We start from the raw sequence: 22,370 nt of genomic DNA, 5'->3' as shown, positions 1-22,370 counted from the left end.
TATTTCCATTGAAGGCATCCCCTACCAAACGAAACATCGTTCTCATGCTGATCAGCGACGTCACATCCACCTATGGTAGCACGGTGTTCAATCTTGCCATGATGTGGTTCATTTATTCGGAAACGGGCTCTGCCTTCGGGGCGTCAGTCATTGCGGCTTTGAGTATGATTGCCATGGTGGTGGCAAGCCCCCTCGCAGGCGTCCTCGTCGATCGTTTTGATCCTGTGAAACTATTGCGGCTTGCCCTTCTTTCCGCGAGCGCCCTCCTGGGGATTCTGTTCGTCTCCTCCCTATATGTAGAGGGACTCACCCTTGTCTTCATCATCTATGCCGTCGTCTTCCTGCTTTACCTTGCCTACAGTATCACGAATCCAGCAGAGAACAAGGTCGTCCCCAATATCGTGAGCAAAGATAAGGTGGCGTCCTTGTATGGGATGAAATCCTCCACCAGTCAGCTGTCTTCCCTGGCCGGAAATGCGTCCTCAGGGTTCCTGATCACCTTGTTCTCACTGGCCGGAAGTATCCTCATCAACTCGGTCGCCTTCTTGTTCTCTGCCTTGGCATTGACATTCATCCGGGTGCTGAAGCCATTCGATACGGAAGCTGTGCAAGAAGAGCGACCGTCCATGCGCACCCAGATGCGCCAGGGAGTGGAGGCGATCAAAGACCACCCGGTCCTGAAGAAAATTGCCCTCCTTTGTATCGTCATCAACATCGCTTCATTCGGTCCCCTCCTCGTCGTGCTCACGAGCAGTCAGTACGGGGGAGATGCGAAGGACTTCGGCTTCCTGAATTCGGCAGGACTTGTCGGTGGCGTCATTGCCGGGATCATCATCGGGTACATCCAGAAGAAGGTCCGACCATCTCTCCTCATGGCGGCAGGCTTTATCTTCTCCGGGGCCCTCCTTGCTGCCATGGCCCTGATCCACACTATGTCCATCGCCTTCATCCTCTATGGATTCGCCATGTTCTTCGTCACCACGGCCAATATCATGCTGCAGACGATCATGGCGGTTATCGTCCCGGAACATCTTCGCGGACGGGTGAACGGGATCCTGACCAGCGCCTCCGTCCTCTTGGTTCCGGTATCCTCCCTCTTGATGGGCTGGCTCACTGATCTTGTGGGCGTATCATGGGTCTTCCTATTCTGCGGGCTATGGATCACGGCCATCGGATGCGTGACGATGCTCATGAAGGATACGCGGGAAATTGATCTTGAAGAATCCTTGGAGAACGCATCTGTCTCTTAACTGAAAGGGGTGCTATGAATGAGCTTGTCTATATGTGAATATGGAGAAACAAGTGCTCCTTTACTGATCTTCCTTCACGGCGGGGGAGTATCCGGTTGGATGTGGAACGAACAAATAGAGGCATTCTCCGATTACCATTACCATTGTGTGGTTCCAGATCTGCCAGGACATGGGGGAAGCCGGCATCTGGACTTTACGATGAAGGAAACGGCACGACTCCTCCTCACGATGATCGAAGAGAAATCCTACGGGAAGCCTGTTCACCTTATCGGATTTTCCCTCGGGGCCCAACTCATCGTGCAGATGCTAAGCATGAACCCTCACTGTGCCGAGACGGCCATCATCAACAGCGCACTGACCCGTCCGATGCCGTCCCTCATCCCAGTCATCCGCCCCCTGGTGAGACTCACCCATCCGTTAACGAGACTTCGTTGGTTCGCAAAACTTCAGGCACGCAGCCTTCATCTACCCAACGTTTTAGTTGAGAACTACTGGGAAGAAAGCAGGGAGCTTCAAGCCTCAACATTGGAACAAATCTTGGTGGAAAATATGTCATTCAAGATCCCTCCTTCCTTTCAAGAAACAACCGCCCGTGTGCTTGTGACCGCAGGAGGGAAAGAAAGGACGATCATGAAAAAATCTGCCGAGGATATTCAGATAAAAGCCAAAGGATCACTATTCATGTTTCCAGGTGTCGGGCATGGAGCCCCCCTTGCCAATCCGGATTCTTTCAATCACTTGGTGAGGACATGGATCGAGGACCATACAAAAAGAAGCCATTTCTTGTAACGGCTCCTTTTTGTATTTTATTGGGTCAGGATAGCTCCGTCCTTATGGCGGAAATGGGCAATTCCACAGGGACTCTTACTAATCGACTCTTCTCCTGATTATCACGGGCAACAATCCGTCAGTTTGGAACCGGGCACGCTTAGTGGGAGTCTACTAAAGTCCATGCGCAGGCAGGTGCCATCACCACCGACGCTTTTCAATAGATGCATAGAATCGGGCACTGGTGGAGGGGAGGTATATGCTATCGAACCTTCCCACAAGCTCTTTTTTCACCCTGGACGCAAGCTCGCTGCCCTTTTGGTTGAAGACTTCCTCCATCTCGATTCCGCCGGATCGGAGTTTATCACGATCCCAATCGATCCATTCTCCGTATGATTTCCCCCATTCAGCGAGCTCTTTTGATAAAAGATCGGAGAGGGCCAACTCTTCCAACTCGAGGTTGCTTCCGCACGAATGGCACCAGATGGGGTCGGCACCGACGTCGCCCTCGATCCGGATTTTTGCGGGTGTACCGGTTACACATTCACAGTGCATCATCGTTCATTCCTTTCATCAAAAAAATGCCGACTTTAAAAAGTCAGCATCGCTCCGCGCTCATCGAACGTCGAAGAAGGATTCCACGCCACTTCCCACAGATTCTTCTCCGGGTCGGCAAAATAGGAGGTACGCCCTCCCCAGAAGGCGTCGCTCGGTTCGTGGAGGATGGTGCCCCCCTTTGACCGGATGGCGTCGATGATGCGATCGACTTCTTCCTTCTCTTCCACGTTGATGGCGAGGGTGACGGGCTTGTAGCCTTCCGTCGGTTTGGCGAGGGGGACGCCGGCATCCTTCTCCAGCTCCTCATGAGGGAACAGGGTAAGCATGACCCCGGCCGTTTTGAAGACGCCATATGTATCCGAACTGAAGTCTGCTTCCTCCCATTCCAGTGACTGATAGAAGGCACGGAGCTTCGGCAGATCCTCCGCCCCCAATGTAACGAGTGATATTCGTTGTGGTATCATATTCATTTCCCCTTTCCTCTCCATCGTACAGGTTTCTCTTCAGGAATGATTGTAAAAATCGGACAGTTTGAGCTGGGACGGGGTCTTCCCCGTCTTCTTCAGGATGTCATGGTAAAGATGGGACTGATCATAAAAGGAGGCGGACGCTTCCCCGACGTTTGCCCCGCCGCTCCCCACGTAATCAGACACAAGGGATTGGAACCGGATGACGGCACTGAACTTCTTCGGCGTGAGCCCGACGTAGTCTGAGAAAAGCCGGGTGAGGGTCCGGGTTGAAAGGAACTGTTCGCCTGCGATCTCGTTCACGGACAGGCTCCCTCTGCCTTCCAGGATCAATCTTACGGCTGCCTCCGTCTGGATGGACCTGGGGGACATTGTTTGGACCTCGCATCTTTTCAGAAAAAAGGCATCAAGGGATGCTACACTCAAGCAGGATTCCGCGAGCACTGTCAATTCCCTCACAAGGGCAGGTGATAGATCATCGAGAAGCACCGATGTACCGGAAAGGGTCGATGCCTTCTCACGGATGATGCGGTGATACGCCCCCGGATAGAAGCGGATGCCCCATGTGATTGACCCGTCCCCTCCCGGATTGGTGGCATGGAAATATTCATCGAACATGCCGCAGTAGGACCATTCGTACCGGCCAGTGAGGGCATCCCTATCATAAATGATGTCGGTGCACCCATCGGGGACAATGACGCTTGATAGCCGCGCACCCTTCCCCTTCATCGGCACCGACTGCCAGTAGCAGACGATGAACGATGTGAGGGCGGGGTGTGGCCGATATTCCCGGTAATCCGTATTGGGACTTGTCATGACGATGGGGCGGAATGGCACCATGTTAATTCTCCTTTGAAGGCAGGGTGATGATGAAGCGCGTTCCTTTACCCAATTCGCTTTCGATGGCCACTTCTCCTCCATGAAGGGAGATGATCTGCCGGATGATGGAAAGGCCGAGACCCGTCCCCTCTTTTGTCCGCGAATCATCGACGCGGTAAAATTTATCGAACACCTGTGACACTTCGTCTCCTGAGATGCCGATTCCCGTGTCGCTGATGATGACCCGAGTCTCCCCGTCCTGCTCGAGGGTGATCCCGATCGTCCCGTCTTCGCGGTTGTATTTGATGGCGTTGGTGAGGAGATTTTCCCATACGTTCTCCAGGAGCTCTTCGTCCGCCCTGATCGCAACGGCCGGAAGCTTGTAGGAGAGCTCGATCCCTTCCTCATCCATCCGCCAGCGGTACTTCCGGATGACGGCCTTCAGCTGCTCATCCAGACTGTAATCCGTGACCTTGAGGGGATAGGCTTCCTGATCCAGGGAGGTGAGGAGCAGGAGCTGCTTGGTCAGATTCGACAGCCGCTTCGTCTCCCTCTCGATCACCTCTGCGTATTCAATCCGTTCTTCCTCCCCTTCTGCGGTCTTCAAGAGATCTGCATAGCCCTGTATGTTCATGAGGGGCGACTGGAAGTCATGGGAGACGGAGCTGATGAACGACTTCCTGGCCCGGTCATTATGGAGAAGCTGATTTTGCATGCGGTGGAAGCTCTCGGATAGCTCCCCGATCTCGTCCTTCCGGTGGATATCAATCGGATAGCTGAAGTTCTCCTGCGACACCTGCCTCGTCGCTTCCGTCAGCTTGGAGATCGGACGGGTAAGCTGCTTGGCGAGCATCATCATGCCGACGATGTTGAGTATCGCGATAACGGCGATGAACCCGGCGAGGACCGTATGAAAGTCCGATGCCAGAAGCTTCGTATCGGACCGGATGAACAGGCCGTAGGTGTCCCCGTCGTACTCAAACGGCACGCCCACCGTGTTCTGTAGCTCATTGGAGAAATGACCGAACATGAAGTTCAGAGTCGAGAAGTTGCTGATGCCGTGATAAACATCCCCTTCTGTCAGGACCCGTTCTGCTTCTTCGGGAAACTCTTCATTCTTAAACGGAAGGCCATAGAAACGCTCGTCCCCTTGTCCGTTCGTCACATAAATCTGATAGCCGAGCTTCGAAACGGAATCTAGATACCGGTCGAATGTTTCCCCCGAATGATGCATGGCATCAAGCACCTTCACGATCTCCTTGGCCCGGTCCTCCTGTTGCTGATCGGTCTTCTTCTTCGTGTAATTCATATAGAAAAAGTTCGCGAGGAAAAAGCCCAGCACCGTACTGACGACAAGAATTAGGAGGGTAGCGGCGATGAACTGCTTGTAGAGTGTCTTCATCATGACCCCTCCAATCGGTACCCGACCCCACGGACCGTATGGATTTCTACGCTTGATCCGTGCTTTTTAAGGCGGTCCCGAATCCGGTTCATATGGGTGTTGAGGCGAAGCTCGGTCCCTTCTTCTTCAAGACCCCAGATCTCCTCGATCAAGAGCCCCCGGGACGTCACCTTATTCGCACGGCCCATCAGGGTATAAAGGATTTCGAATTCCTTTAGGGGCAGGATCAGCGTTTCCTGATTGATGACCACCTCGAAGGTTTTCCGGTTGATGGACGTGTTCCCCATCACGATCTCATCCCGCATACTGCGCTCATAGCGCCTCAGGATCACCTGGACGCGGAACAAAAGCTCCTTTGGTTCGAAGGGCTTGACGATGTAATCTTCCGTCCCGGATAGAAATCCTTTTTCCTTATCCTCAAGCTGTCCCTTTGCCGTCAGGAGGATCACAGGGATGGACAGGTCCTCCGTCAGGATCTTCGTCAGGTCGAACCCGTTCATCCCCGGCATCATCACGTCAACGATGGCAAGATCCACCCTTTCTTCTTCCAAAAGGTGCAGGGCCGTATCGGCATCCGATGCCTTTAGCACGTGGTAGCCTTCTTTGGTGAGGTGGATGGACACGAGACGCTGGATGTCGAGATCATCATCTACGACGAGGATCTTCATTGCGCATCCCTCCTTTCTTCTATGATTTCACGCAATTGGTGTAAGCCGATTTCCATCTCATCCAGGGATGCATAGGCAAACGACAAGCGGATGTGATGAGCATCCCCAGGGTCATAGATATAGCCTGGATTCAAGAGAACCTTCCTCTGCAGTGCCTTCAGAAACAAGGCTTTATTCACAATGGGTGCATGGAATCGGATCCAGATATAGAAACCTCCAGATGGACGATTCCACGTAGCAATATCCTGATACTGCCGCAATAAGATCCTTTCCATTCGTTCCGCCCTCTCCTGCAGCCGCGTACGAAGCCTCTCCACATGCCGATCATACCTTCCGGACGTCATCCAGTGAGCGACGATTTCTTGTGAAAACGCACTTGAGCCATAATCGGTCTGCATCTTGATATCAGCGAGTCTCTTGATGACAGGCGTCGGGGCCACGATCCACCCGATTCGAAGACCGGGGCTTAAGGTCTTGGACACACTGCCCAGGTAGAGGACATGGCCTGCTTCATCCATGGACTTCAACGATAGGCTGCCTTCCCCGAACTGAAGTTCATGGTACACATCGTCTTCAATGATTGGAATCTGGGCGTCACGACAGAGAGTGTAGAATGATTTTTTCTCCTCTACTGTCCAACTGTAACCTGTAGGATTATTCAGGGTCGGGACGCAATAGAAAAGGGATTGCCCCTTTAGGCTACGGATCGTGGAAGATAGCGTTCCGTCTCTGTTGACGGCTTGCATCCGCATGCCCGCTGATTGGAACGGATGAACAGAGTTGAGATAGGAGGGACCCTCCTGGAAGACCGTCGCCCCTTCCTCCAACAAACCGACGGCGATGAGTTGGAGGGCCTGCAAGGCTCCTGAAACGATCAAGATATTATCAGAGGATACCGTGATGCCCCGTTTATCAAGTCGGGCAGATAGGGCTGCCCGGAGCTTTATGCTGCCTTGTGGCGATGAATATCCGATGGCCCGTGCATCAAGGGTAATGGAACGGAGGGATTCTTCCAGTTCTTTCGCAGGAAGGAGGTCCGGTGACAGCTCTCCTGTGCCGAGTCTGATGATATCGTCTTTTTGCTCATAGTCATTGATCAATTGAATGGTGTGGTAATTGGGCTTGTGGACGCCGGTTTCAATGTGACGCTGCCAATTCGGACGCGCTTGGTCCATCAGAAAGTTCCATGCATTCCCGGTAACATAGATGCCGGACCCGACCCTCCCTTCAAGATATCCGTCTGCTTTCAACTCATCCAAGGCTGTCTGGATGGTACTTCGGTTCACACCGAATTCCTCTGCAAGCTTCCTTTGAGGGGGAATTCGCATATCGGTGCTCCAATCCCCTCTTTCTATCAAGGCTTTAATCCGGTCGGTGATCTGCCGATGAATGCTGATCACGGTGTGACGTTTGGGTTTCCAGTCCATCTTGTTCTCCTTTAAAAATTGGATGGGTGAAAAACCATCCAATTGGTTGTTTTCTTTTAGTTGTAACACAGTAAGATGAAAGAAGAAAGGAGATGGTGCAATGGACGCCCTTCTTCATGGTATCCTACTGGCATTCGGTCTTATCCTTCCTTTAGGTGTGCAAAATGTGTTTGTCTTTTCCCAGGGGGCAGCACAACCCTCCATTCCGAAAGCACTACCAGCAGCAGTCACTGCTTCCCTGTGCGATACCCTACTCATTCTGTTATCAGTCACCGGCTTATCCGTCATCGTCTTTACGTTTGATTGGCTTCGGACAGGATTGATCATCGGCGGAGTCCTGTTCCTGGTCTATATGGGTTGGTCCCTCTGGCAGACCGAAGGAGCAAATACATCGACTCACAGTGCCATGCCGATCAAACAGCAGATGGTCTTTGCCCTTTCCGTCTCTCTCCTCAACCCCCACGCCATCCTTGACACGGTCGGGGTCATCGGGACGAGCGCATTGGCGTATACCGAAATGGATCTACTCCTATTCACCTGTGCCTGTATCGGTGTTTCATGGCTATGGTTCCTCGCACTTATCTTCGCAGGATCTACCATGAAGCATGTTGATCCGGCTGGAAGAGTGATGACGGTATTCAACAAATGCTCTGCCCTTTTCATCTGGGCCATGGCCCTTTATCTTCTCTTCGGTTTGGTTTAAAAGAAACCACAGGCTTATGAGCCTGTGGTTCTTCACGTTATTCCGTTGCTTCCTTCTTATCCTTCTCAAAGAAGAGGATGAGGGCCGGAAGCAGCATCCCGCGGACCAGGAAGGTGTCGATCAGGATCCCGATCGATACCATGAATCCGAAGATGAACAGGTCGGCAATCGGCATCGTCATGAGGGCTGCGAATGTGGCCGCAAGGATGACCCCGGCTGACGAGATGACGCCTCCTGTATTGCGTATGGCAATCTCGAGTCCTTTCTTCACCCCGTGCACCCTGCGTTCTTCCATGAAACGCGAGACGAGGATGATGTTGTAATCGATCCCGAGGGCGACGAGGAAGATGAAGGCATAGACCGGCACCCTCGTACTGATGGCATCATACCCGAAGAACACATCGATGAGGAAGAGTCCCGCACCCAGTGCCGATGCGTATGAGATCAGGATCGTCGCCATCATGTACAGTGGCATCTTCCATGAACGGGTCAGGAAGAAGAGAAGCGCAAGAATCAAGACGCTCTCCAGGACAACGATGGTCAGAATATCCCGGTTGTTCACGTCGCGTTCGTCGACGAGCTTCGCCGTCACACCCGCCACATGGGAATCACCTGAAATCGATGCATCCTTCAGAAGCCGATCGCCGTTGTCGCGGATGTCTTTCATGAAATCCATGGCTTCCACGGAGTATGGGTCGGTGTTCAACGCGATGCTGTACGATGCTGCGTCACGATCTTCCGTCACACCGGACAGTCTGACGGAAGCCACTTCTTTATAAGAATCCAGTTTTTCCTGTAGTGCCTTTACAGATTCATCAGAGAGCTCTTTTTTGCTCTCCACCAAGAACGTAGCAGGAGCGAGTTCCCCTTTATCAAACTGTTCTTCGACGATTTCATATCCAACGCGTGATGGCAGGTCATCCGGGAAGGATTTGACCATATTGAATTCAAAATCAAGATTCAGGACGTTGGCGGCGGTGATGATCATGAACACCGCGACTGCCCCTCCGGCAACAAGCGGTTTTTTCACCACGAATTTGGCTACCGGTCCCCAGAATTTGTGCTTCACTTCTTTTTCCTGGCCATATTTCGGTACTTTCGGCCAAAAGGCTTTACGCCCGAAGAGGGTGAATAAGGCCGGGACCAGGGTGATGGACGCGAGCATGATCACAAGCATGGCCATTCCGAACACCGGCGCGAAGTTCGAGTAATCACGGAAATTCGCGAAGAAGAGGATGAGCATGGCGGCAAGCACGGTACCCCCGGCGAAGAAGACCGGTTCTCCGGTTGCCCTCATGGCCTGCTTCATGGATTCGTACTTGCTTTCATGGCGGTTAAGCTCTTCACGATAGCGTGAGAACACGAACAGAGAGTAGTCGATGACGGCAGCAAAGAGTAAGATGCTCATGATCGACGTCGTCGAGTTGTTGATCTCAAGACCAGCAGACCCCATGAGGGCAATGGCCTGGTTGGCAACCTGATACACGATGGCGGTCGCAAGAAGCGGGATGATCGCCAAGAGCGGCGAACGGTAAATCGCGATCAGAAGCACGAGGATGATGAGCACGGTCGCAATCAACAGGACGAAGTCGGCGCTCTCGAAGAGCTTCACCGTGTCCCCGGCGATCCCAGCAGGACCTGTGATATAGAAGTCTGTGCCATCTTGGCCTTTCGCCACGTCGTTCCCGATCTCGGAGACTTTATCGATGATCGTCGAGTATTCGTCATTCCCGAGGCCTTTCTCGAGATTCATCGGGACGATCATCGTGGAACCGTCTTCCGACGTGAACCATTTCAGGGCAGGTGGCGGCAGCTTGCTGATGTCCACGATGGAATCGATGCCTTCGATCTTTTCAGCACGGATCGCCTCCAGGATCTCATTGGCATCCCCTGTGTTCACATTTCCATCTTCATTATGAAAGACGAGGATCCCAGGGGTTCCCTGGTCGTTCGGGAAGTACTCTTTTATTTTTTCGTCTGCGACGATGGACTTGGCATCATCGGGCAGGGACTGGAAATCCGACACCTTGTAGTCCGAGAGCTTCGGTCCGGCACTCAGGGCAATCATGACCACGAGCCAGGTGATGATCGTGATCCACATCCCCCGCTTGGTCGATACCCAGTCGGTGATGGGCGATAATACTTTCTTCATGTATGACAACTCCTATGAACAGAATGATTAAGCTTACGGGATCATTCTATCAAGGGAATATAAACTGAATATCAATTCCTTGTGTCAAACTCCTTCAATGATTGAAGGAAGTGTGAAGAAAGTAGAAGTCCGTTCCATTCCGCTACGGACGCCCGCTTTCCACGGGGAGGGAGTCGAGCCTCCTCAGCTGCGCTTCCGGGGTCTCGATCTTCCCTCTTTTCCCGTTGGAGTCGGGCGCCCTCCGCTTCATTGCACTTTTTTGTCATCGTGCTTCTGATCGTTCACGATTGGATGCTTGGCAGTTCATGCCACAACCTTTTCTTCTTATTCAACAGGAACGAGCATTTCACACCGATGTTGCCTGATCATTTCATCCGTGTACCGTTCGACGATGGGCTGATTCCTTATGGCCAATCCCCTCCGTTCGATGTGTGGGATCATGTGCTTCCACCATTCCGTTATAGCTTCTTCGGTGTGGTCCAGTGTGAAGACGGCGTATGTCCCTCCTGGAAATGTGCCCTCCATGGCCTCTCCTCTCACCTCGAAATCCAAGGCGATTACCACGGCTGTGTCGTAGCGGCAGGCTTCCGGTGGCGTGAGATCCGGGTGGTCCTGTGGGATTCCGAGTATCACCGAACTCTCTAAGAGGTCATTCTTTCTTGCCCACGATTTCACCTTTTCCATGAGTTCCTTATTCGCTTCTCCTCCATACGGGCCTATGTTCCTGAAATAAGCGATTCTCAGCTCTGGAATCTCTTCTATCATCATGTCAATCTCCTCCTCCACTTGAAGGTAATATGGTATAAAATGTTTTTCAAGGGGATTTTTAAAAGTTGTTATGTGTGATACGGTGAAATCAGTACGTTGATTGGAGGCATTTCTTTGTTAAAGATCCTGCGTTTCCTGTTTGCCATCATTACCTCCTCATTCGGTCTTTATGGAATGCTGTCGGATGATTTCCGTTATGCACCTCTAATGCTCTTGTTCATGGGCGGTACGATGCTTGTCATGGGGCTTGAAGAGTACAAGAATAATAAAAAGGTGTCAGCCAGTTGTCTGGTCGGGGCTTGCCTATTTGTCTTTTACACCTCGTTTGATATCATGCTGGGCTGATAGGCCGTAAAAAAATGCACCGTCATCTGACGGTGCATTTCTTCATAACCCAAACTGTTCTTTCACTGTAAGCTTCCCTCGCTCAAACACAAGCCTAACCATCTTCTCCTCATCTTCCCATCTGTAGACTGAATGGTTTTCCCCGTTGTCTTCCTCCCCTTCCGGTACACCCGGTTGACCCACGACGTCCACGACTTCTGGATAAGTCATGCCTTTTTCCAGATCGTTGTACAGGTCGAGGGTGAATCCCTGCTCTTCTTCTTCCATCTTGCTAGTCGAGCTGGACCATTCGACGCGGCATCCGGAGAGGACGATCAGGGCGGCCATGAGAAGCGGGATCGTTTTGAACCTGTTCATGGATTCCCTCCCTTTTTCTACCTTTACGAAAAAGGGCCGTGCAAGGTTTCACGAATCTCTGAAATTCACTTTCCACTCTCCTGATTCTCCAATTCTCTTCTCTTCATCTTTCCCCCGGTACGTGAAATGATGGAAGTCGGCATGGGAACCGGATTGGGTATCCATGTCGTGGACGGCGATGCCGATATAGGTTCCGGTGAAGCCGCCTGATAAAAAGTGAACCGGGATGGCATCGGCTACGGGCAGCCATTCTGAGTTACTGCGATAGTAGAACCGTGCCTCACTCCCGAGACCTTCCACCTTGAGATCAACGGCGCCATCCCCGAGATCGATCATGACCGGATGAAGCGTCGATTCCCCTCCATCACAGGAAAGCAGTCGCAGCACCCGTCCTGATTCATCCCGGGTGAGATAGCAGTAGAGATAATTCTCATCATCGAGATAAAGCATGAGACCTGCGAGCTGATTGAACGTCTCCGGCTTGTACTCGATCCTCGTCTCGGCCTCGTAAAAGAAATCTTTCTGGCGCACGGCGACGATGTGATGGTCGAACAGGGAGTGCGGCGAGCCACCGGCCCATAGGCGGAGGGTTCCCTCACGGCTTGTCAGGTCGCACCATGAGGGGTCCTGCGGAATGCGCAGGGTGTTCCATTCCCTGTGAAGATTTCCTTGGAAATCATCGTGGAAATCGGTGGGCTTGACCTGACGGACAGGTTCTTTCGTCTCAATGGCCGTCTGCAGACTCGGACCATTTCCCCCGTCTGCAAGCCTTAGCCACCCGTCTTCGCTCCATGTCACCTCCTGGATCGCCGTCTCGCGACCGAGGATTGCCCCTCTACCACCGAGGGGTCGGGTGCATAGATAGGCCATATACCATTTGCCCTCGGGTGACTGGATGATGCTGCCGTGGCCGGCGCATTGAAGGGGCGATTCCGGCTTATCCCGGGCCGTGAGCATCGGGTATTCCGGATCCACTTCATATGGACCCGTGATGGCGCGGGACCGGCAGACGGTGATGGCGTGGCCGGAACCCGTCCCTCCTTCTGCCGTGATCAGATAATAATAGCCGTTGTGACGATACAGATGGGGAGCTTCCGTTTTCGCAAGCTCGGTGCCGTCGAAGATCTTATGGACCGGACCTGTGAGCTCTTGCCTCGTACGATCGTATTCTTGTAAAACGATTCCTGCCGACTTATTCCCTGTTGTCATCCGGTAATCCCAGATTTCATTGAGGAGCCAGGTTTTGCCGTCGTCATCGTGGAAGAGAGATGGGTCGAAGCCACTGCTGTTGAGGTAGACGGGCTCCGACCACGGGCCGCTGAGATCAGGTGCGGTGATGACATAATTATGGCTATCCTTGAATGGTCGCCTCGTGCTTTTCACATCGGTATAGACGAGATAATAGAGTCCGTCTGAGTAGCTGATCTGCGGGGCCCATATGCTGCCGTTCTTAGGGTTTCCCCTGAGGTCCACCTGATCGGTGAGAGGATCGGATTTGTGTTGCCAGTTAACGAGATCGCGTGATTCATAGATACGGACGCCTGGTAGCCACTCAAATGTGGAGACGGCGATGTAATAGGTGTCCTTCACCCGGAGAAGACTCGGATCCGGATGAAATCCAGGCAATACGGGATTGGTGATGATTGTTTTAGGCATGTATGACTCCTTTCTTGTTCGGTTGTTTTCGGAAGAAACAGAGGGCGGCAGCGAGGAAGAAGAGGCACGCCAAAGGGAAAGCAACGAGCTGGGTGCCGATCAGTGTGGCTCCTCCCGCTACTATCAAGATGGTCCCGGCCCTTCCCGGATTCCGGTTTCCTTTCAGGAAGAAAGAGGCAAGGGCAATCAGGCAGAGGACCACGAGAAGGGTGATGGCAAACCATGTTGACAGCGTTTTGACCGCCTCGAAATTCCGACCGAGCTCATCCCCCGGAAGGTTCCCCTGCAAAAGGGGGAATACCTTGTCGGCATAGGTCGCTTCATCCATGGGCAGGATCGTGAGGGCAAACCCTCCGAGGAAAAAGAGGCAGAGGAAGCCCCCGGACAGGGTGATGAGGAGCTCCCGCTTCCTTGTCACCCCTCTTCCTCCTCGATGAAGGTGATCCAATCCGGGATGATGAACGCACCGTCTCCTTCGTAATGGTTGCGGTCTTCTACGTAGGTGGCGGTGAGGCGGTTCGATGCTTTATCCCAATCATCCCATCGTTCCGGGTGAAGATGCGCCCCCATCCAGCAGCGGGAGAAGACGGTCTTTCCATACGCCCGCCACGGCCGTCCGAGGTAGACGTTCTCCGTTCCTTCTTCTGCCGTGATGTAGCATTCCTCGAAGATCAATCCGCGTTCCTGCCCTTCTGGTGTCGACGCTGCGGAAATAAAGCCGACCCCGTTTTCATGTCGCTTGAGTGATTTGATTTCGCACTGATGGAACAGCCCTTCCCCTCCCCCAAAAATGAAATCAATCGTCCCCTCGATCATGCAGGAGTGGAATTCGGCCCTGCTTTTCTCGAAGCGGACCTTCAGCTGGGGGGTACAAAAGGGAAGACCGGTCTTCTGGACTTCGGGAAGGGGTCCGAGGCAGACCGTATCCTGATAGCCTTTGAAGCGGCAATTCTTGAATGTCACACGATCCCCTTCTGAATACATGGCGACGGCCTGCCCGACCACTTCTCCCGGTCCCGCGTCATTGGTGATCGTGATGTTTTCAACCAGCACGTTCTCGGCATTGATGAATACGGTGGCGGTCCTGAATGTGCCGATTTCTCCGCCGTTTCCATCAGGCTCCCTCGCATAGCGGCCGTCGACGATTTCCACGTCGCCGATCCCGCTCAGGATCAGGTTGTTTTGATAAATGGCCAGGCGCTCCCTGTAGACCCCGCTCAGGATCGTGATGCGGACCGGCCCCTCGATCCCCTTGCAGCGCTCCAGTGCTTCCCCAATCGTCGATACGGTGCCAACACCGGCTTTCCCGACGACCATGCGCGTTTCTTTTACAGATGTTTTCTCAGAAAGGTTTTCCATGTTTCCCTCATCTCCTTCGTCTCTTGGTGGCCCCCGGTCAGGATCCTGCCCTCCCAATGATCGGGGCAGCCCTTACCGGCGTAAACCTTGGTCAGTTCTCTATCAAGATATCGCGCCCCTTCCACCGGGCACATCCGGTCGCTTCCCCCCGTCAGGCTGAGGCGGGGACGCGGCGCGATCATTTCCTGGATTTCATAGGTGGAACATGCCTTCAGCAGACCCGGGACGTAATAGTAGAAGCCGTGATGATCAAGCCCCCTTTTCTCGAGCAGGGTTTCCGTATCCACCTGGGCTGCGATATCGATCGTCACCTTCACCCGCTCATCGAGGGCCGCAAGCCACCAGCTCAGTAGTCCGCCCATGCTCATCCCGATGGTGGCGATACGTGTGGCATCAAGGTCTTGCCTCGTTGCGATGTAATCCAGGAGCCTCATGCTATCGAAGAGGCGCATGCCCCAAAGGGTGCGGCCGTATAACAGCATCTCTTTAACCAATTCGCTTTCGAGCTTTCCTTTCCTCTCTTCGAACCCCCAATGATCGATGGCCAGGACGGCATATCCCATGGCGGTGAGCTCCCTTGCAAAAGAAGGGTCCTGCAGGTAGCTGGCACTCTCCGTCAGCTCGTGTTTGCCCGTGTCGAAGTCGCCCCCGTGTGAATGCTGGTAGACGACGACAGGGTGCGGCCCCGAGCGGTTCAACGGTTTGAGGAGGATGGCAGGGACGCTCTCCATCCCGTTCAGGTCGATCATGAGATGCTCCGTTTCATATGCATCTCCCTTCTCCTTTGAAAGCGTGGTCCCTTGAAGCGTGGATTCCGGAGGCGGATCTCCGAGGAGCACGAGGAGTTTTTCCCGCAGAGAGGCTGTCATGAGAGCGTCACTTCCACCGCTTCACTGCCGCTTGCAGTCTTCGACAGGCAGTCCCTGACAGTGATCGTACCGCTGTTTTCCACGTGGAACGGCGAGCCCTCATGGTTCTCGATCGTGACGCGGTCGAAATGGAGGTCGCTTGAGCAGCCGATGAAAAAGCCCCGTTTTGCCATATCCTCGATACCGGTCATCATGGCCGGCTTACCCGGGATGGCATCGTCTGCCATGGAGATATCGATGTGCTGGAAGCTGACGTCCGATACGTGCTGCTCCGCCAGTCCGTAGATGAATCCCGCTGCCGCATGGACCCGTCTCGCCGTGATATGGGAGAAGTGGATGCGCCGGAACATTGGCGTTTCGTCTGTGACTGGATACGGATTTTTGTCCCATACGTATTGGTCCTTCCCGCGCGGACCGCAGAAGTAATAAAGATTCAGGATGAACGGACAGATCACATTGTCCATGACGATATTCGTCACGCGGATGTCTTCGACGATGCCGCCCCTTCCCCTTCTCGACTTCAGGCGGATGCCGCGGTCGGTGTCCTGGAAGACGCAGTTTGAAATGGTAACGTTGCGGATATCACCGCTCATCTCACTCCCAAGGACGACGGCACCGTGACCGTGGACCATCGTGCAGTTCGTGATCGTGATGTTTTCACACGGAGTGCGGTCCGGGGAATCCTCTGTCCCGGATTTGATGGCGATGCAGTCGTCCCCGACATCGATGTGACAGTTGCTGATCCGCACGTTCTTGCACGACTCGGGATCGATGCCGTCGGTGTTCGGGGAGTCGGCAGGGTTCAGGATCGTCACATTGTCGATGGTGATATTCTCAGAACGGATCGGATTGACGGTCCAGCTCGGGGAGTCCTTCAGATGCACATCACGAAGGGTGATTCCCTTGCAGCGGTCAAAGCTGATGAGCTTCGGTCGCGGGTAGAGGAGGCGGTCCGGTTCGTTCCGGAACACACGCCACCATTCTTCCCCGTTCCCGTCGATCGTCCCGTATCCCGTGACCGCGATCTGTTCGGCATCTTCCGCGTACAGGCAGGAGGCATAAACATCGCGGTTCACGCCTTCCCAGCGTGATGCCACGACGGGATAATCCTCCTGGCGATCGGAGAACAGCAGGGTCGCCCCCATCATCAGGTGGAGCTCGATGTGACTCTTCAGGAAAAGGGCGCCCGTCAGGAATTCACCTGCAGGGACGACCACCCTCCCACCGCCGTGGCGCTCCGCTTCATCGATGGCGCGCTGGATCGCTTCGGTACAGATCCCGCCTTTACTTACAGCTCCAAACTCGGTGATGTCGTAGACAGACATGACGCGTCTCCCCCTTCTAGTACCGCTTCGCATTCGCATAGGGCCTGGAGGAATGCCCCGAGTCCTTTTTGATCGTTGCAGACGATCGGCTCGCTGATGTAATACGCGTATGAACCGTCCCTCTGATCGGCGCCACCGAGCCCTGCGACCTGACAGGTTTTGTTCAGGTTCACCAATCCTTCATTTGTCAGGAGGACGAATTCTGACATCAGGCCTTTCCGGGATGCGGCGACATCTGCTTCCCACTCCTCGCGATCCAGCACCCCGAGACGGATCCCTTTGGCCATGGCATAGACGAACATACTGCTGCAGGAAGCTTCCAGGTAATTCCCTTTCCGTCCGCCCTGATCGAGAACCTGATACCAGACGCCGGTTTCGTCCCGCAGTGATTTCACCTTTGTGAGGATGGATTCAAGCATCGTCGCGAGATCGTCCCTTCCCGGCGTGTCCTCCGGCAGGATCTCCAGCGTATCGGCAAGGGCCATGACGTACCAGCCGACGGATCTTCCCCAGATGTTGGCTGACAAACCGGTTCCTTCATGGGCCCATGGCTGCTGCTTTTTCTCATCCCACGCGTGATGCAGAAGGCCGGTCTCCCGGTTCAACAATCGCTCGTAGCTTACACGGAACTGACGGATAATGTCCTCGATCCCTTCCCCGCCATTCCACGTCATGAGGTACTGTGCATAGAACGGCGTTCCCATATACAGTCCGTCGAGCCAGATCTGATGAGGATAAATCTGTTTATGCCAGAACACCCCTTCCGACGTCCGCGGATGCCGTGACAGCTGTTCCCTTAAAAGGTCCGCCGCTTTCCTGTATTTCTCGTCGCCCGTTTCCTTGTGGAGCAGGAAGAGGAGCTTGCCGTTATTGATGTGATCGATATTGAATTCTTCCTGGCGGTAGCCAAGGATGCTTCCATCTTCTTTGATGAAGTGATCCATATTCTCTCGGATGAACGCCAAATACCGTTCGTCCCCCGTCCGTTTCCAGAGGGACTCGAATCCTCTCAGGATGACGCCGTAATCATAGGACCACTTTTCGTTATAGCCCCTTTCTGCGTAAAGCTGCGGCGTCCGTTCCATGATGGAGTCCGCTGTTTTCGTTGCCCATGTTTCGTTGCTCATGCCTTCACACTCTCCTTTAGCAAAGTAGGAAAGGAGGGAGGTCTCGTGCCCCACCCTCCTCGATGATCATTGACTCGCCTTGTAAGCTTCTTTGTACTCTTCCTTGATGGTTTTACCGCCTTGGTCTTCCCATGATTGGACGGCTTTCTTGAATCCTTTCATGTCGATCTCGCCAAGGATGTACTGATAGGTGGCATCGGTGATGATCTTCTGAAGCTCGGTTCCTTGGCTTGAGTAGGTTCCAGACTCTAGTGGGACGGCCGGGTTCAGGACGGCATAGTCAGCATTTTCGGCAATCATTTCATTGGATTTCTGCTTGATCGGGTTTGGATCTTTTGATTCATATCCCGTTTCCCGCGGCCTTGAAGCTGCAAGTGGCTGTACTTCCTGCTGCCATAGATTCTGGTCGATGATTTTGTACAGTCCGTCGGCATCTTCTTCATAATGCGTTCCTTCGATTCCATAGGTCATCAGGCTATACAGCTCTTCATCATGGAGATCATTGACGAACTGAAGGATCTTCTTCAATTCGGCTTCGTCCTTTACTTCAGAGCGAGGGAAGGCAAGAACGCCGCCGACACCGTTCCCTTCGGACCAGATCACGCGCTTGTTGTAGTCTGTGGACGTCATGTCGTTGATGAGATCAAGCTCCATATCATCCTGGATGCCTTTGGCCATGTTCTGGAAGTTCTGCCCGTCGAATAATCCACCGAAATAGATCCCGGCTTTCCCTTGGGCGAACGTTTGCTGCTGGTCGGTCTTCGCCATGACGGCAAAGTCCTTGTTCACCCAGCCGTTGTCATACATCTTCTTCAGGTAGTCCATGGCTTGGACATATCCTTCTGTTTCGAATTCAGGTGTGAAGTTGCCTTGTTCGTCAACATCCCATTTATTCGGGGCTCCGAAGTAGGTGGCAAGCGTCTTGAACGAGCTATACACCAGGTCGCTCCGGTCGAGCAATCCTACCGTATCGTCCTTACCGTTCCCGTCCGGATCATCCTCGGTGAACGCCCGGGCCACCTTCATGAGATCCTCTGTTGTTTTCGGCATGTCGAGTCCGAGATTGTCGAGCCAGTCTTTGCGGATGACGATCCCGATCCGCGACAAATCTTTCTGGAACGGCACCCCGTACAGCTTCCCTTCAATGGAAGCAGACTTCCTTACATCCTCCGAAATGTCCTTCAGATTCGGGTAATCATCAAGATAGTCCTCTACATTCCAGAACATGCCGGACTTCATGGCGTTTCGCACCGAGGAATTATCCATCATGGTGATTGTCACGATATCGGCCAGGGAATCAGACGCGATGGCGGTGTTGATCCGCTCTTCCTTGGACGCATCGGGCACCCAAGAGAATTCGAGTTTCGTATCGGTCTTCTTCTCGATTTCATCCACGATGGTGTCTGTAGGCGGCGAGGCGGTGTGCAGGATGTTCATCCATGTGATCTTCCCGTCCCCTCCTTCCGATGAAGAGCTGGATCCTTTTTCCCCACTGCAGCCGGCAAGAAGCAGCATCCCGGCAAGGCCGACGCTACCCAATCTTGAGATCATGCGTTTGTTCATTGTGTTTCCCCCTTTTTGATTGTTTGGTTCCATTATGATGAAGCGCTTCCATTCTTGTGAACACCTGATTGCCCATCCATGCAAGCAGGAAGAGTGGAAGGCTTGCTCCCAAGAATACGAGAATACCAGGAAAGATCGACCAGAATAAACCATAAAACACGGCTATGAGCAGGGTCGTCACGAGTGAATACTGCAGGAATGACAGGGCGATCCAGAAGGCCGTTTTAATTTTGAAGAACATCCCTTTCACATCGTAGTTCGCCATGACCGGGAAGATGAAAAGCAGGGACAATCCATATGCGAACAGCAGAAGGAAGAGGAGTCCCTTCACGTACCACTGCGTCACGAAAAGAAGATCAACGATCAGGACCGTGCCTGCGAACATGTACAGCAGGCTCATAGCCGTCGCTTCCCTGAACCCTTCCTTTACGTAGTGCCAGAACGTCGGAGCAACAGGAACGTCCTTCCCCCTGACCCACTGACGGCAGACGCTCACCGCTGCATATGTCGCAGGACCGACGCCGAAGATCACACCACCGCACAGGGTGCACAGGAGCCAAAGGGCATTCACATACACAAGCTTCAGTAACAGGATACAGATGGCATTGAGCTTCTCAACGGACTTCATCTCGTCTGCCTCCCCATGTTAATACACTCCGTCTTCGCCGAATTTCTTGGCAAGCTTGTTGGCCAGGATCACGAGAACGAGTCCCACCAATCCCTTGAACAGGCCGACGGCTGTACTGAAGCTGAGCTGACCGTTCCGGAGACCGGCCGTATAGATATACGTATCGAAGATTTCCGCCACCTGACGATTCAGGGAGTTTAATAGAAGATACACGTGTTCGAACCCGAGGTCGAGGGTGGAACCGATCTTCAAGATTAATAGAACGATGATGACCGGACGGATGGCCGGAAGCGTCACATGCCACGTCTTGCGCAATCTGCCTGCCCCGTCCATCTCGGCCGCTTCATAGAGTTGGGTATCGACGGCGGTGATGGCAGCGAGATAAATGATCGTCGACCAGCCGAGCTCCTTCCAGATCACCTGTCCGATATAGATCGTACGCGTCCAGTCGGGTGAAGTCAGGAAGCTGATCTTGTTGAACCCGAGGGATGCCAGGAGTTCATTGATGATGCCTCCGTCCACATTCAGGAACACATAGGAGATCGATACGATGATGACCCAGGACATGAAGTGCGGAATGTAGATGAGCGTCTGGATCCCCGCCTTGAAGTACCTGTTCCTCACCTCATTGAGCATGAGTGAGAGGATGATCGGCAGCGGGAAGAAGATGAAGATATTGAGTCCGAACAGGATGAGCGTGTTCTTCAATAGCATGTAGAAGGTCGGCTCGGTGAACAGCCGGACGAAGTGCTTCATCCCGACCCATGGACTCTCCAAGACTCCGAGATACGGCTGATAATCCTGGAATGCAATGACCAAGCCCGCCATGGGCAGATATTTGAATATGACGAAATAAAGAATTCCCGGGAGGATCATCAGGTACAGAATCTTATTTGTCTTGATGCCTGCCCAGATTTGCTTCCTCCTGATGATCCGCTCCTGTTTCGCCGACAGGACCGGAAGCGAGGAATCCTCCGTCTTCACTACAGTTTCCATTCGTCTCCCCCTTTGACCACTTTCTTGTTCCAAGCATACTGATTTCAGGAGGATTACGTATATAATCATTTGATGATGGCGCTTACAAACGTTGGTGTATCAACCTTTCACGTGTCATGACTATCCAAGGTGATTATCCGGGGCACATTCCTTATCAGGGGCGCCACCCCCTACTGGGAAAGTGATTATATACGGAATGAAACCGCCGATGCTACAGTGAACGTACGCTACGTATCTAAAGGAGGATCTGTTATGAAAGAGCCTAAATGGAAGCGGCGTTCAAAAAGCGGGGTTGCTTTCTCCATCGTGAACAACACCTTTCTTGTTCTCGTCGCACTTGCTTGCTTCATTCCGTTCGTGAACGTCATCGCCAGTTCATTCGCATCGACACAGGAAGTGATCGAAAGGAAATTCATCTTATTCCCGAAAACCTTTTCACTCGATGCCTACCATTACATACTGTCCACCCCCACCCTCTTCAAATCGCTGGTCGTATCGATCGGGGTGACGGGGATCGGGACCCTGGTCAGCATGGTCCTCACAGCCCTCATGGCATATGGGCTGTCAAGACGCTACTTGTTCGGCAGGGGTTTCATCAACTTCCTCGTCGTATTCTCCATGCTGTTCAGCGGCGGGATGATCCCGACGTTCCTGGTGGTGAAAAGCTTCGGACTCATTGATTCCTATTGGTCTCTCATTCTGCCTGTCGCCATCAATGCCTTCAACCTCATCATCATGAGGAACTTCTTCCAAGCGCTTCCCGACAGTCTGGAGGAGTCGGCGAAGATGGATGGATGCACGGATTTCGGTGTGTTCATGCGGATCATGCTGCCGCTTGCCATGCCGTCGATCGCGACGATTTCACTCTTTTATGCCGTCACATACTGGAATACGTATATGACTGCCATCCTCTATATCAATGATTCATCGAAATGGCCGATCCAGGTGCTTCTGCGCCAGATCGTCATCGTCTCAAGCGGGATGCAGGCAGAAGGCTCGTCCGTTGACGTCGTGCCCCCTGCCCAGACGATCAAGATGGCCGTCATCGTGATCGCCACGGTGCCGATGCTGGTTGCCTATCCATTCGTCCAGAAGTACTTTGTCAAAGGGGCCCTCGTCGGTTCCGTGAAGGGATAAAGGGGAAAAAGAAGAAATCCGAACGT

General features: G+C 53.2%; 23 protein-coding genes. 5 read left to right on the top strand and 18 right to left on the bottom strand.

Going from position 1 to position 22,370, the window contains the following annotated elements; genetic code table 11:
* The first annotated feature begins 8 nt into the window (after positions 1–8).
* Entirely contained in the window at positions 9–1,250 is a 1,242-nt protein-coding gene (locus ABJ225_RS08140) for an MFS transporter (RefSeq protein WP_347319460.1), read from the top strand.
* Positions 1,251–1,268: 18 nt separating this feature from the next.
* Entirely contained in the window at positions 1,269–2,039 is a 771-nt protein-coding gene (locus ABJ225_RS08135; protein WP_347319458.1) for an alpha/beta fold hydrolase, read from the top strand.
* 180 nt (positions 2,040–2,219) lie between these two features.
* On the opposite strand, the gene ABJ225_RS08130 is transcribed toward ABJ225_RS08135, so the two are convergent.
* The 6 genes from ABJ225_RS08130 to ABJ225_RS08105 are packed head-to-tail and all read right to left on the bottom strand — an operon-like array spanning position 2,220 to position 7,359.
* On the bottom strand, positions 2,220–2,576 hold the full coding sequence (locus ABJ225_RS08130) for a hypothetical protein (RefSeq protein WP_347319456.1): 357 nt from the start codon (positions 2,574–2,576) through the stop codon (positions 2,220–2,222).
* Between the two features lie 32 nt (positions 2,577–2,608).
* Positions 2,609–3,040 carry a VOC family protein gene (locus tag ABJ225_RS08125; RefSeq protein ID WP_079515394.1) on the bottom strand — a complete coding sequence of 144 codons (432 nt, stop codon included), beginning with the start codon at positions 3,038–3,040 and terminating at the stop codon, positions 2,609–2,611.
* Positions 3,041–3,079: 39 nt separating this feature from the next.
* Positions 3,080–3,883, bottom strand: coding sequence for a DUF6597 domain-containing transcriptional factor (locus tag ABJ225_RS08120; RefSeq protein WP_347319454.1), 804 nt, complete (start codon positions 3,881–3,883; stop codon positions 3,080–3,082).
* A gap of 1 nt (position 3,884) precedes the next feature.
* The gene (locus ABJ225_RS08115) at positions 3,885–5,264 is read right to left on the bottom strand and encodes a HAMP domain-containing sensor histidine kinase (protein ID WP_347319452.1); all 1,380 of its coding nucleotides are present in this window, start codon (positions 5,262–5,264) and stop codon (positions 3,885–3,887) included.
* Positions 5,264–5,932, bottom strand: coding sequence for a response regulator transcription factor (locus tag ABJ225_RS08110; protein WP_218245573.1), 669 nt, complete (start codon positions 5,930–5,932; stop codon positions 5,264–5,266). The genes ABJ225_RS08115 and ABJ225_RS08110 overlap by 1 nt, the downstream gene beginning before the upstream one ends.
* Positions 5,929–7,359, bottom strand: coding sequence for an aminotransferase-like domain-containing protein (locus tag ABJ225_RS08105; RefSeq protein WP_347319450.1), 1,431 nt, complete (start codon positions 7,357–7,359; stop codon positions 5,929–5,931). The genes ABJ225_RS08110 and ABJ225_RS08105 overlap by 4 nt, the downstream gene beginning before the upstream one ends.
* Before the next feature lie 100 nt (positions 7,360–7,459).
* Between ABJ225_RS08105 and ABJ225_RS08100 the strand changes: the two genes are divergently transcribed.
* Positions 7,460–8,062, top strand: a complete 603-nt coding sequence (locus ABJ225_RS08100) for a LysE/ArgO family amino acid transporter (protein ID WP_347319448.1) — start codon at positions 7,460–7,462, stop codon at positions 8,060–8,062.
* A 37-nt stretch (positions 8,063–8,099) separates the two neighbouring features.
* Here ABJ225_RS08100 and ABJ225_RS08095 read toward each other — a convergent pair whose 3' ends face one another.
* Positions 8,100–10,214, bottom strand: a complete 2,115-nt coding sequence (locus tag ABJ225_RS08095) for an MMPL family transporter (RefSeq protein WP_347319446.1) — start codon at positions 10,212–10,214, stop codon at positions 8,100–8,102.
* Between the two features lie 324 nt (positions 10,215–10,538).
* The gene (locus ABJ225_RS08090) at positions 10,539–10,988 is read right to left on the bottom strand and encodes an AraC family transcriptional regulator (RefSeq protein ID WP_218245658.1); all 450 of its coding nucleotides are present in this window, start codon (positions 10,986–10,988) and stop codon (positions 10,539–10,541) included.
* A gap of 108 nt (positions 10,989–11,096) precedes the next feature.
* Between ABJ225_RS08090 and ABJ225_RS08085 the strand changes: the two genes are divergently transcribed.
* Positions 11,097–11,327, top strand: coding sequence for a DUF3953 domain-containing protein (locus ABJ225_RS08085; protein WP_347319444.1), 231 nt, complete (start codon positions 11,097–11,099; stop codon positions 11,325–11,327).
* Positions 11,328–11,369: 42 nt separating this feature from the next.
* Here the strand turns inward: ABJ225_RS08085 and ABJ225_RS08080 are convergent, their stop codons facing one another.
* From ABJ225_RS08080 to ABJ225_RS08035, 10 genes are all read right to left on the bottom strand, one after another.
* Positions 11,370–11,684, bottom strand: coding sequence for a hypothetical protein (locus tag ABJ225_RS08080; protein WP_218245569.1), 315 nt, complete (start codon positions 11,682–11,684; stop codon positions 11,370–11,372).
* Between the two features lie 48 nt (positions 11,685–11,732).
* Positions 11,733–13,340: a glycoside hydrolase family 43 protein gene (locus ABJ225_RS08075; protein ID WP_347319442.1), complete on the bottom strand. Its 1,608-nt coding sequence runs from the start codon at positions 13,338–13,340 to the stop codon at positions 11,733–11,735.
* Positions 13,333–13,758, bottom strand: a complete 426-nt coding sequence (locus ABJ225_RS08070) for a hypothetical protein (RefSeq protein ID WP_347319440.1) — start codon at positions 13,756–13,758, stop codon at positions 13,333–13,335. The genes ABJ225_RS08075 and ABJ225_RS08070 overlap by 8 nt, the downstream gene beginning before the upstream one ends.
* Positions 13,755–14,699, bottom strand: a complete 945-nt coding sequence (locus ABJ225_RS08065; RefSeq protein WP_318340847.1) for a pectinesterase family protein — start codon at positions 14,697–14,699, stop codon at positions 13,755–13,757. The genes ABJ225_RS08070 and ABJ225_RS08065 overlap by 4 nt, the downstream gene beginning before the upstream one ends.
* The gene (locus ABJ225_RS08060) at positions 14,669–15,568 is read right to left on the bottom strand and encodes a dienelactone hydrolase family protein (protein WP_347319438.1); all 900 of its coding nucleotides are present in this window, start codon (positions 15,566–15,568) and stop codon (positions 14,669–14,671) included. The genes ABJ225_RS08065 and ABJ225_RS08060 overlap by 31 nt, the downstream gene beginning before the upstream one ends.
* Positions 15,565–16,893 carry a glycoside hydrolase family 28 protein gene (locus ABJ225_RS08055; RefSeq protein WP_347319436.1) on the bottom strand — a complete coding sequence of 443 codons (1,329 nt, stop codon included), beginning with the start codon at positions 16,891–16,893 and terminating at the stop codon, positions 15,565–15,567. Before ABJ225_RS08055 ends, ABJ225_RS08060 begins: the two co-directional genes overlap by 4 nt.
* The gene (locus ABJ225_RS08050; RefSeq protein ID WP_347319434.1) at positions 16,857–18,020 is read right to left on the bottom strand and encodes a glycoside hydrolase family 88/105 protein; all 1,164 of its coding nucleotides are present in this window, start codon (positions 18,018–18,020) and stop codon (positions 16,857–16,859) included. The genes ABJ225_RS08055 and ABJ225_RS08050 overlap by 37 nt, the downstream gene beginning before the upstream one ends.
* Positions 18,021–18,086: 66 nt before the next feature.
* The gene (locus ABJ225_RS08045) at positions 18,087–19,583 is read right to left on the bottom strand and encodes an extracellular solute-binding protein (protein WP_347319432.1); all 1,497 of its coding nucleotides are present in this window, start codon (positions 19,581–19,583) and stop codon (positions 18,087–18,089) included.
* The gene (locus ABJ225_RS08040; RefSeq protein WP_056533949.1) at positions 19,552–20,211 is read right to left on the bottom strand and encodes a YesL family protein; all 660 of its coding nucleotides are present in this window, start codon (positions 20,209–20,211) and stop codon (positions 19,552–19,554) included. Before ABJ225_RS08040 ends, ABJ225_RS08045 begins: the two co-directional genes overlap by 32 nt.
* Positions 20,212–20,229: 18 nt before the next feature.
* Positions 20,230–21,087, bottom strand: coding sequence for an ABC transporter permease (locus tag ABJ225_RS08035; protein WP_231578974.1), 858 nt, complete (start codon positions 21,085–21,087; stop codon positions 20,230–20,232).
* A 372-nt stretch (positions 21,088–21,459) separates the two neighbouring features.
* Between ABJ225_RS08035 and ABJ225_RS08030 the strand changes: the two genes are divergently transcribed.
* Complete coding sequence (locus ABJ225_RS08030; protein WP_056533948.1) at positions 21,460–22,344, top strand: carbohydrate ABC transporter permease; 885 nt, start codon at positions 21,460–21,462, stop codon at positions 22,342–22,344.
* Positions 22,345–22,370 lie beyond the last annotated feature (26 nt).

Origin of the sequence: Rossellomorea sp. RS05, from assembly GCF_039822645.1 — a bacterium.
GTDB classification, from domain to species: domain Bacteria; phylum Bacillota; class Bacilli; order Bacillales; family Bacillaceae_B; genus Rossellomorea; species Rossellomorea marisflavi_B.
Note: the sequence above shows the minus strand (reverse complement) of the source record. Positions and strands in the feature narration are given on the sequence as shown.

Bases quoted from the DNA above. Each gene is read 5' to 3' on its own strand.
- ABJ225_RS08115 (WP_347319452.1), bottom strand. From the start codon at position 5,264: ATGAAGACACTCTACAAGCAGTTCATCGCCGCTACCCTCCTAATTCTT.
- ABJ225_RS08030 (WP_056533948.1), top strand. From the start codon at position 21,460: ATGAAAGAGCCTAAATGGAAGCGGCGTTCAAAAAGCGGGGTTGCTTTC.
- ABJ225_RS08080 (WP_218245569.1), bottom strand. From the start codon at position 11,684: ATGAACAGGTTCAAAACGATCCCGCTTCTCATGGCCGCCCTGATCGTC.
- ABJ225_RS08110 (WP_218245573.1), bottom strand. From the start codon at position 5,932: ATGAAGATCCTCGTCGTAGATGATGATCTCGACATCCAGCGTCTCGTG.
- ABJ225_RS08120 (WP_347319454.1), bottom strand. From the start codon at position 3,883: ATGGTGCCATTCCGCCCCATCGTCATGACAAGTCCCAATACGGATTAC.
- ABJ225_RS08130 (WP_347319456.1), bottom strand. From the start codon at position 2,576: ATGATGCACTGTGAATGTGTAACCGGTACACCCGCAAAAATCCGGATC.
- ABJ225_RS08045 (WP_347319432.1), bottom strand. From the start codon at position 19,583: ATGAACAAACGCATGATCTCAAGATTGGGTAGCGTCGGCCTTGCCGGG.
- ABJ225_RS08135 (WP_347319458.1), top strand. From the start codon at position 1,269: ATGAGCTTGTCTATATGTGAATATGGAGAAACAAGTGCTCCTTTACTG.
- ABJ225_RS08035 (WP_231578974.1), bottom strand. From the start codon at position 21,087: ATGATCCTCCCGGGAATTCTTTATTTCGTCATATTCAAATATCTGCCC.
- ABJ225_RS08050 (WP_347319434.1), bottom strand. From the start codon at position 18,020: ATGAGCAACGAAACATGGGCAACGAAAACAGCGGACTCCATCATGGAA.
- ABJ225_RS08100 (WP_347319448.1), top strand. From the start codon at position 7,460: ATGGACGCCCTTCTTCATGGTATCCTACTGGCATTCGGTCTTATCCTT.
- ABJ225_RS08105 (WP_347319450.1), bottom strand. From the start codon at position 7,359: ATGGACTGGAAACCCAAACGTCACACCGTGATCAGCATTCATCGGCAG.
- ABJ225_RS08095 (WP_347319446.1), bottom strand. From the start codon at position 10,214: ATGAAGAAAGTATTATCGCCCATCACCGACTGGGTATCGACCAAGCGG.
- ABJ225_RS08075 (WP_347319442.1), bottom strand. From the start codon at position 13,340: ATGCCTAAAACAATCATCACCAATCCCGTATTGCCTGGATTTCATCCG.
- ABJ225_RS08060 (WP_347319438.1), bottom strand. From the start codon at position 15,568: ATGACAGCCTCTCTGCGGGAAAAACTCCTCGTGCTCCTCGGAGATCCG.
- ABJ225_RS08125 (WP_079515394.1), bottom strand. From the start codon at position 3,040: ATGATACCACAACGAATATCACTCGTTACATTGGGGGCGGAGGATCTG.
- ABJ225_RS08065 (WP_318340847.1), bottom strand. From the start codon at position 14,699: ATGGAAAACCTTTCTGAGAAAACATCTGTAAAAGAAACGCGCATGGTC.
- ABJ225_RS08055 (WP_347319436.1), bottom strand. From the start codon at position 16,893: ATGTCTGTCTACGACATCACCGAGTTTGGAGCTGTAAGTAAAGGCGGG.
- ABJ225_RS08040 (WP_056533949.1), bottom strand. From the start codon at position 20,211: ATGAAGTCCGTTGAGAAGCTCAATGCCATCTGTATCCTGTTACTGAAG.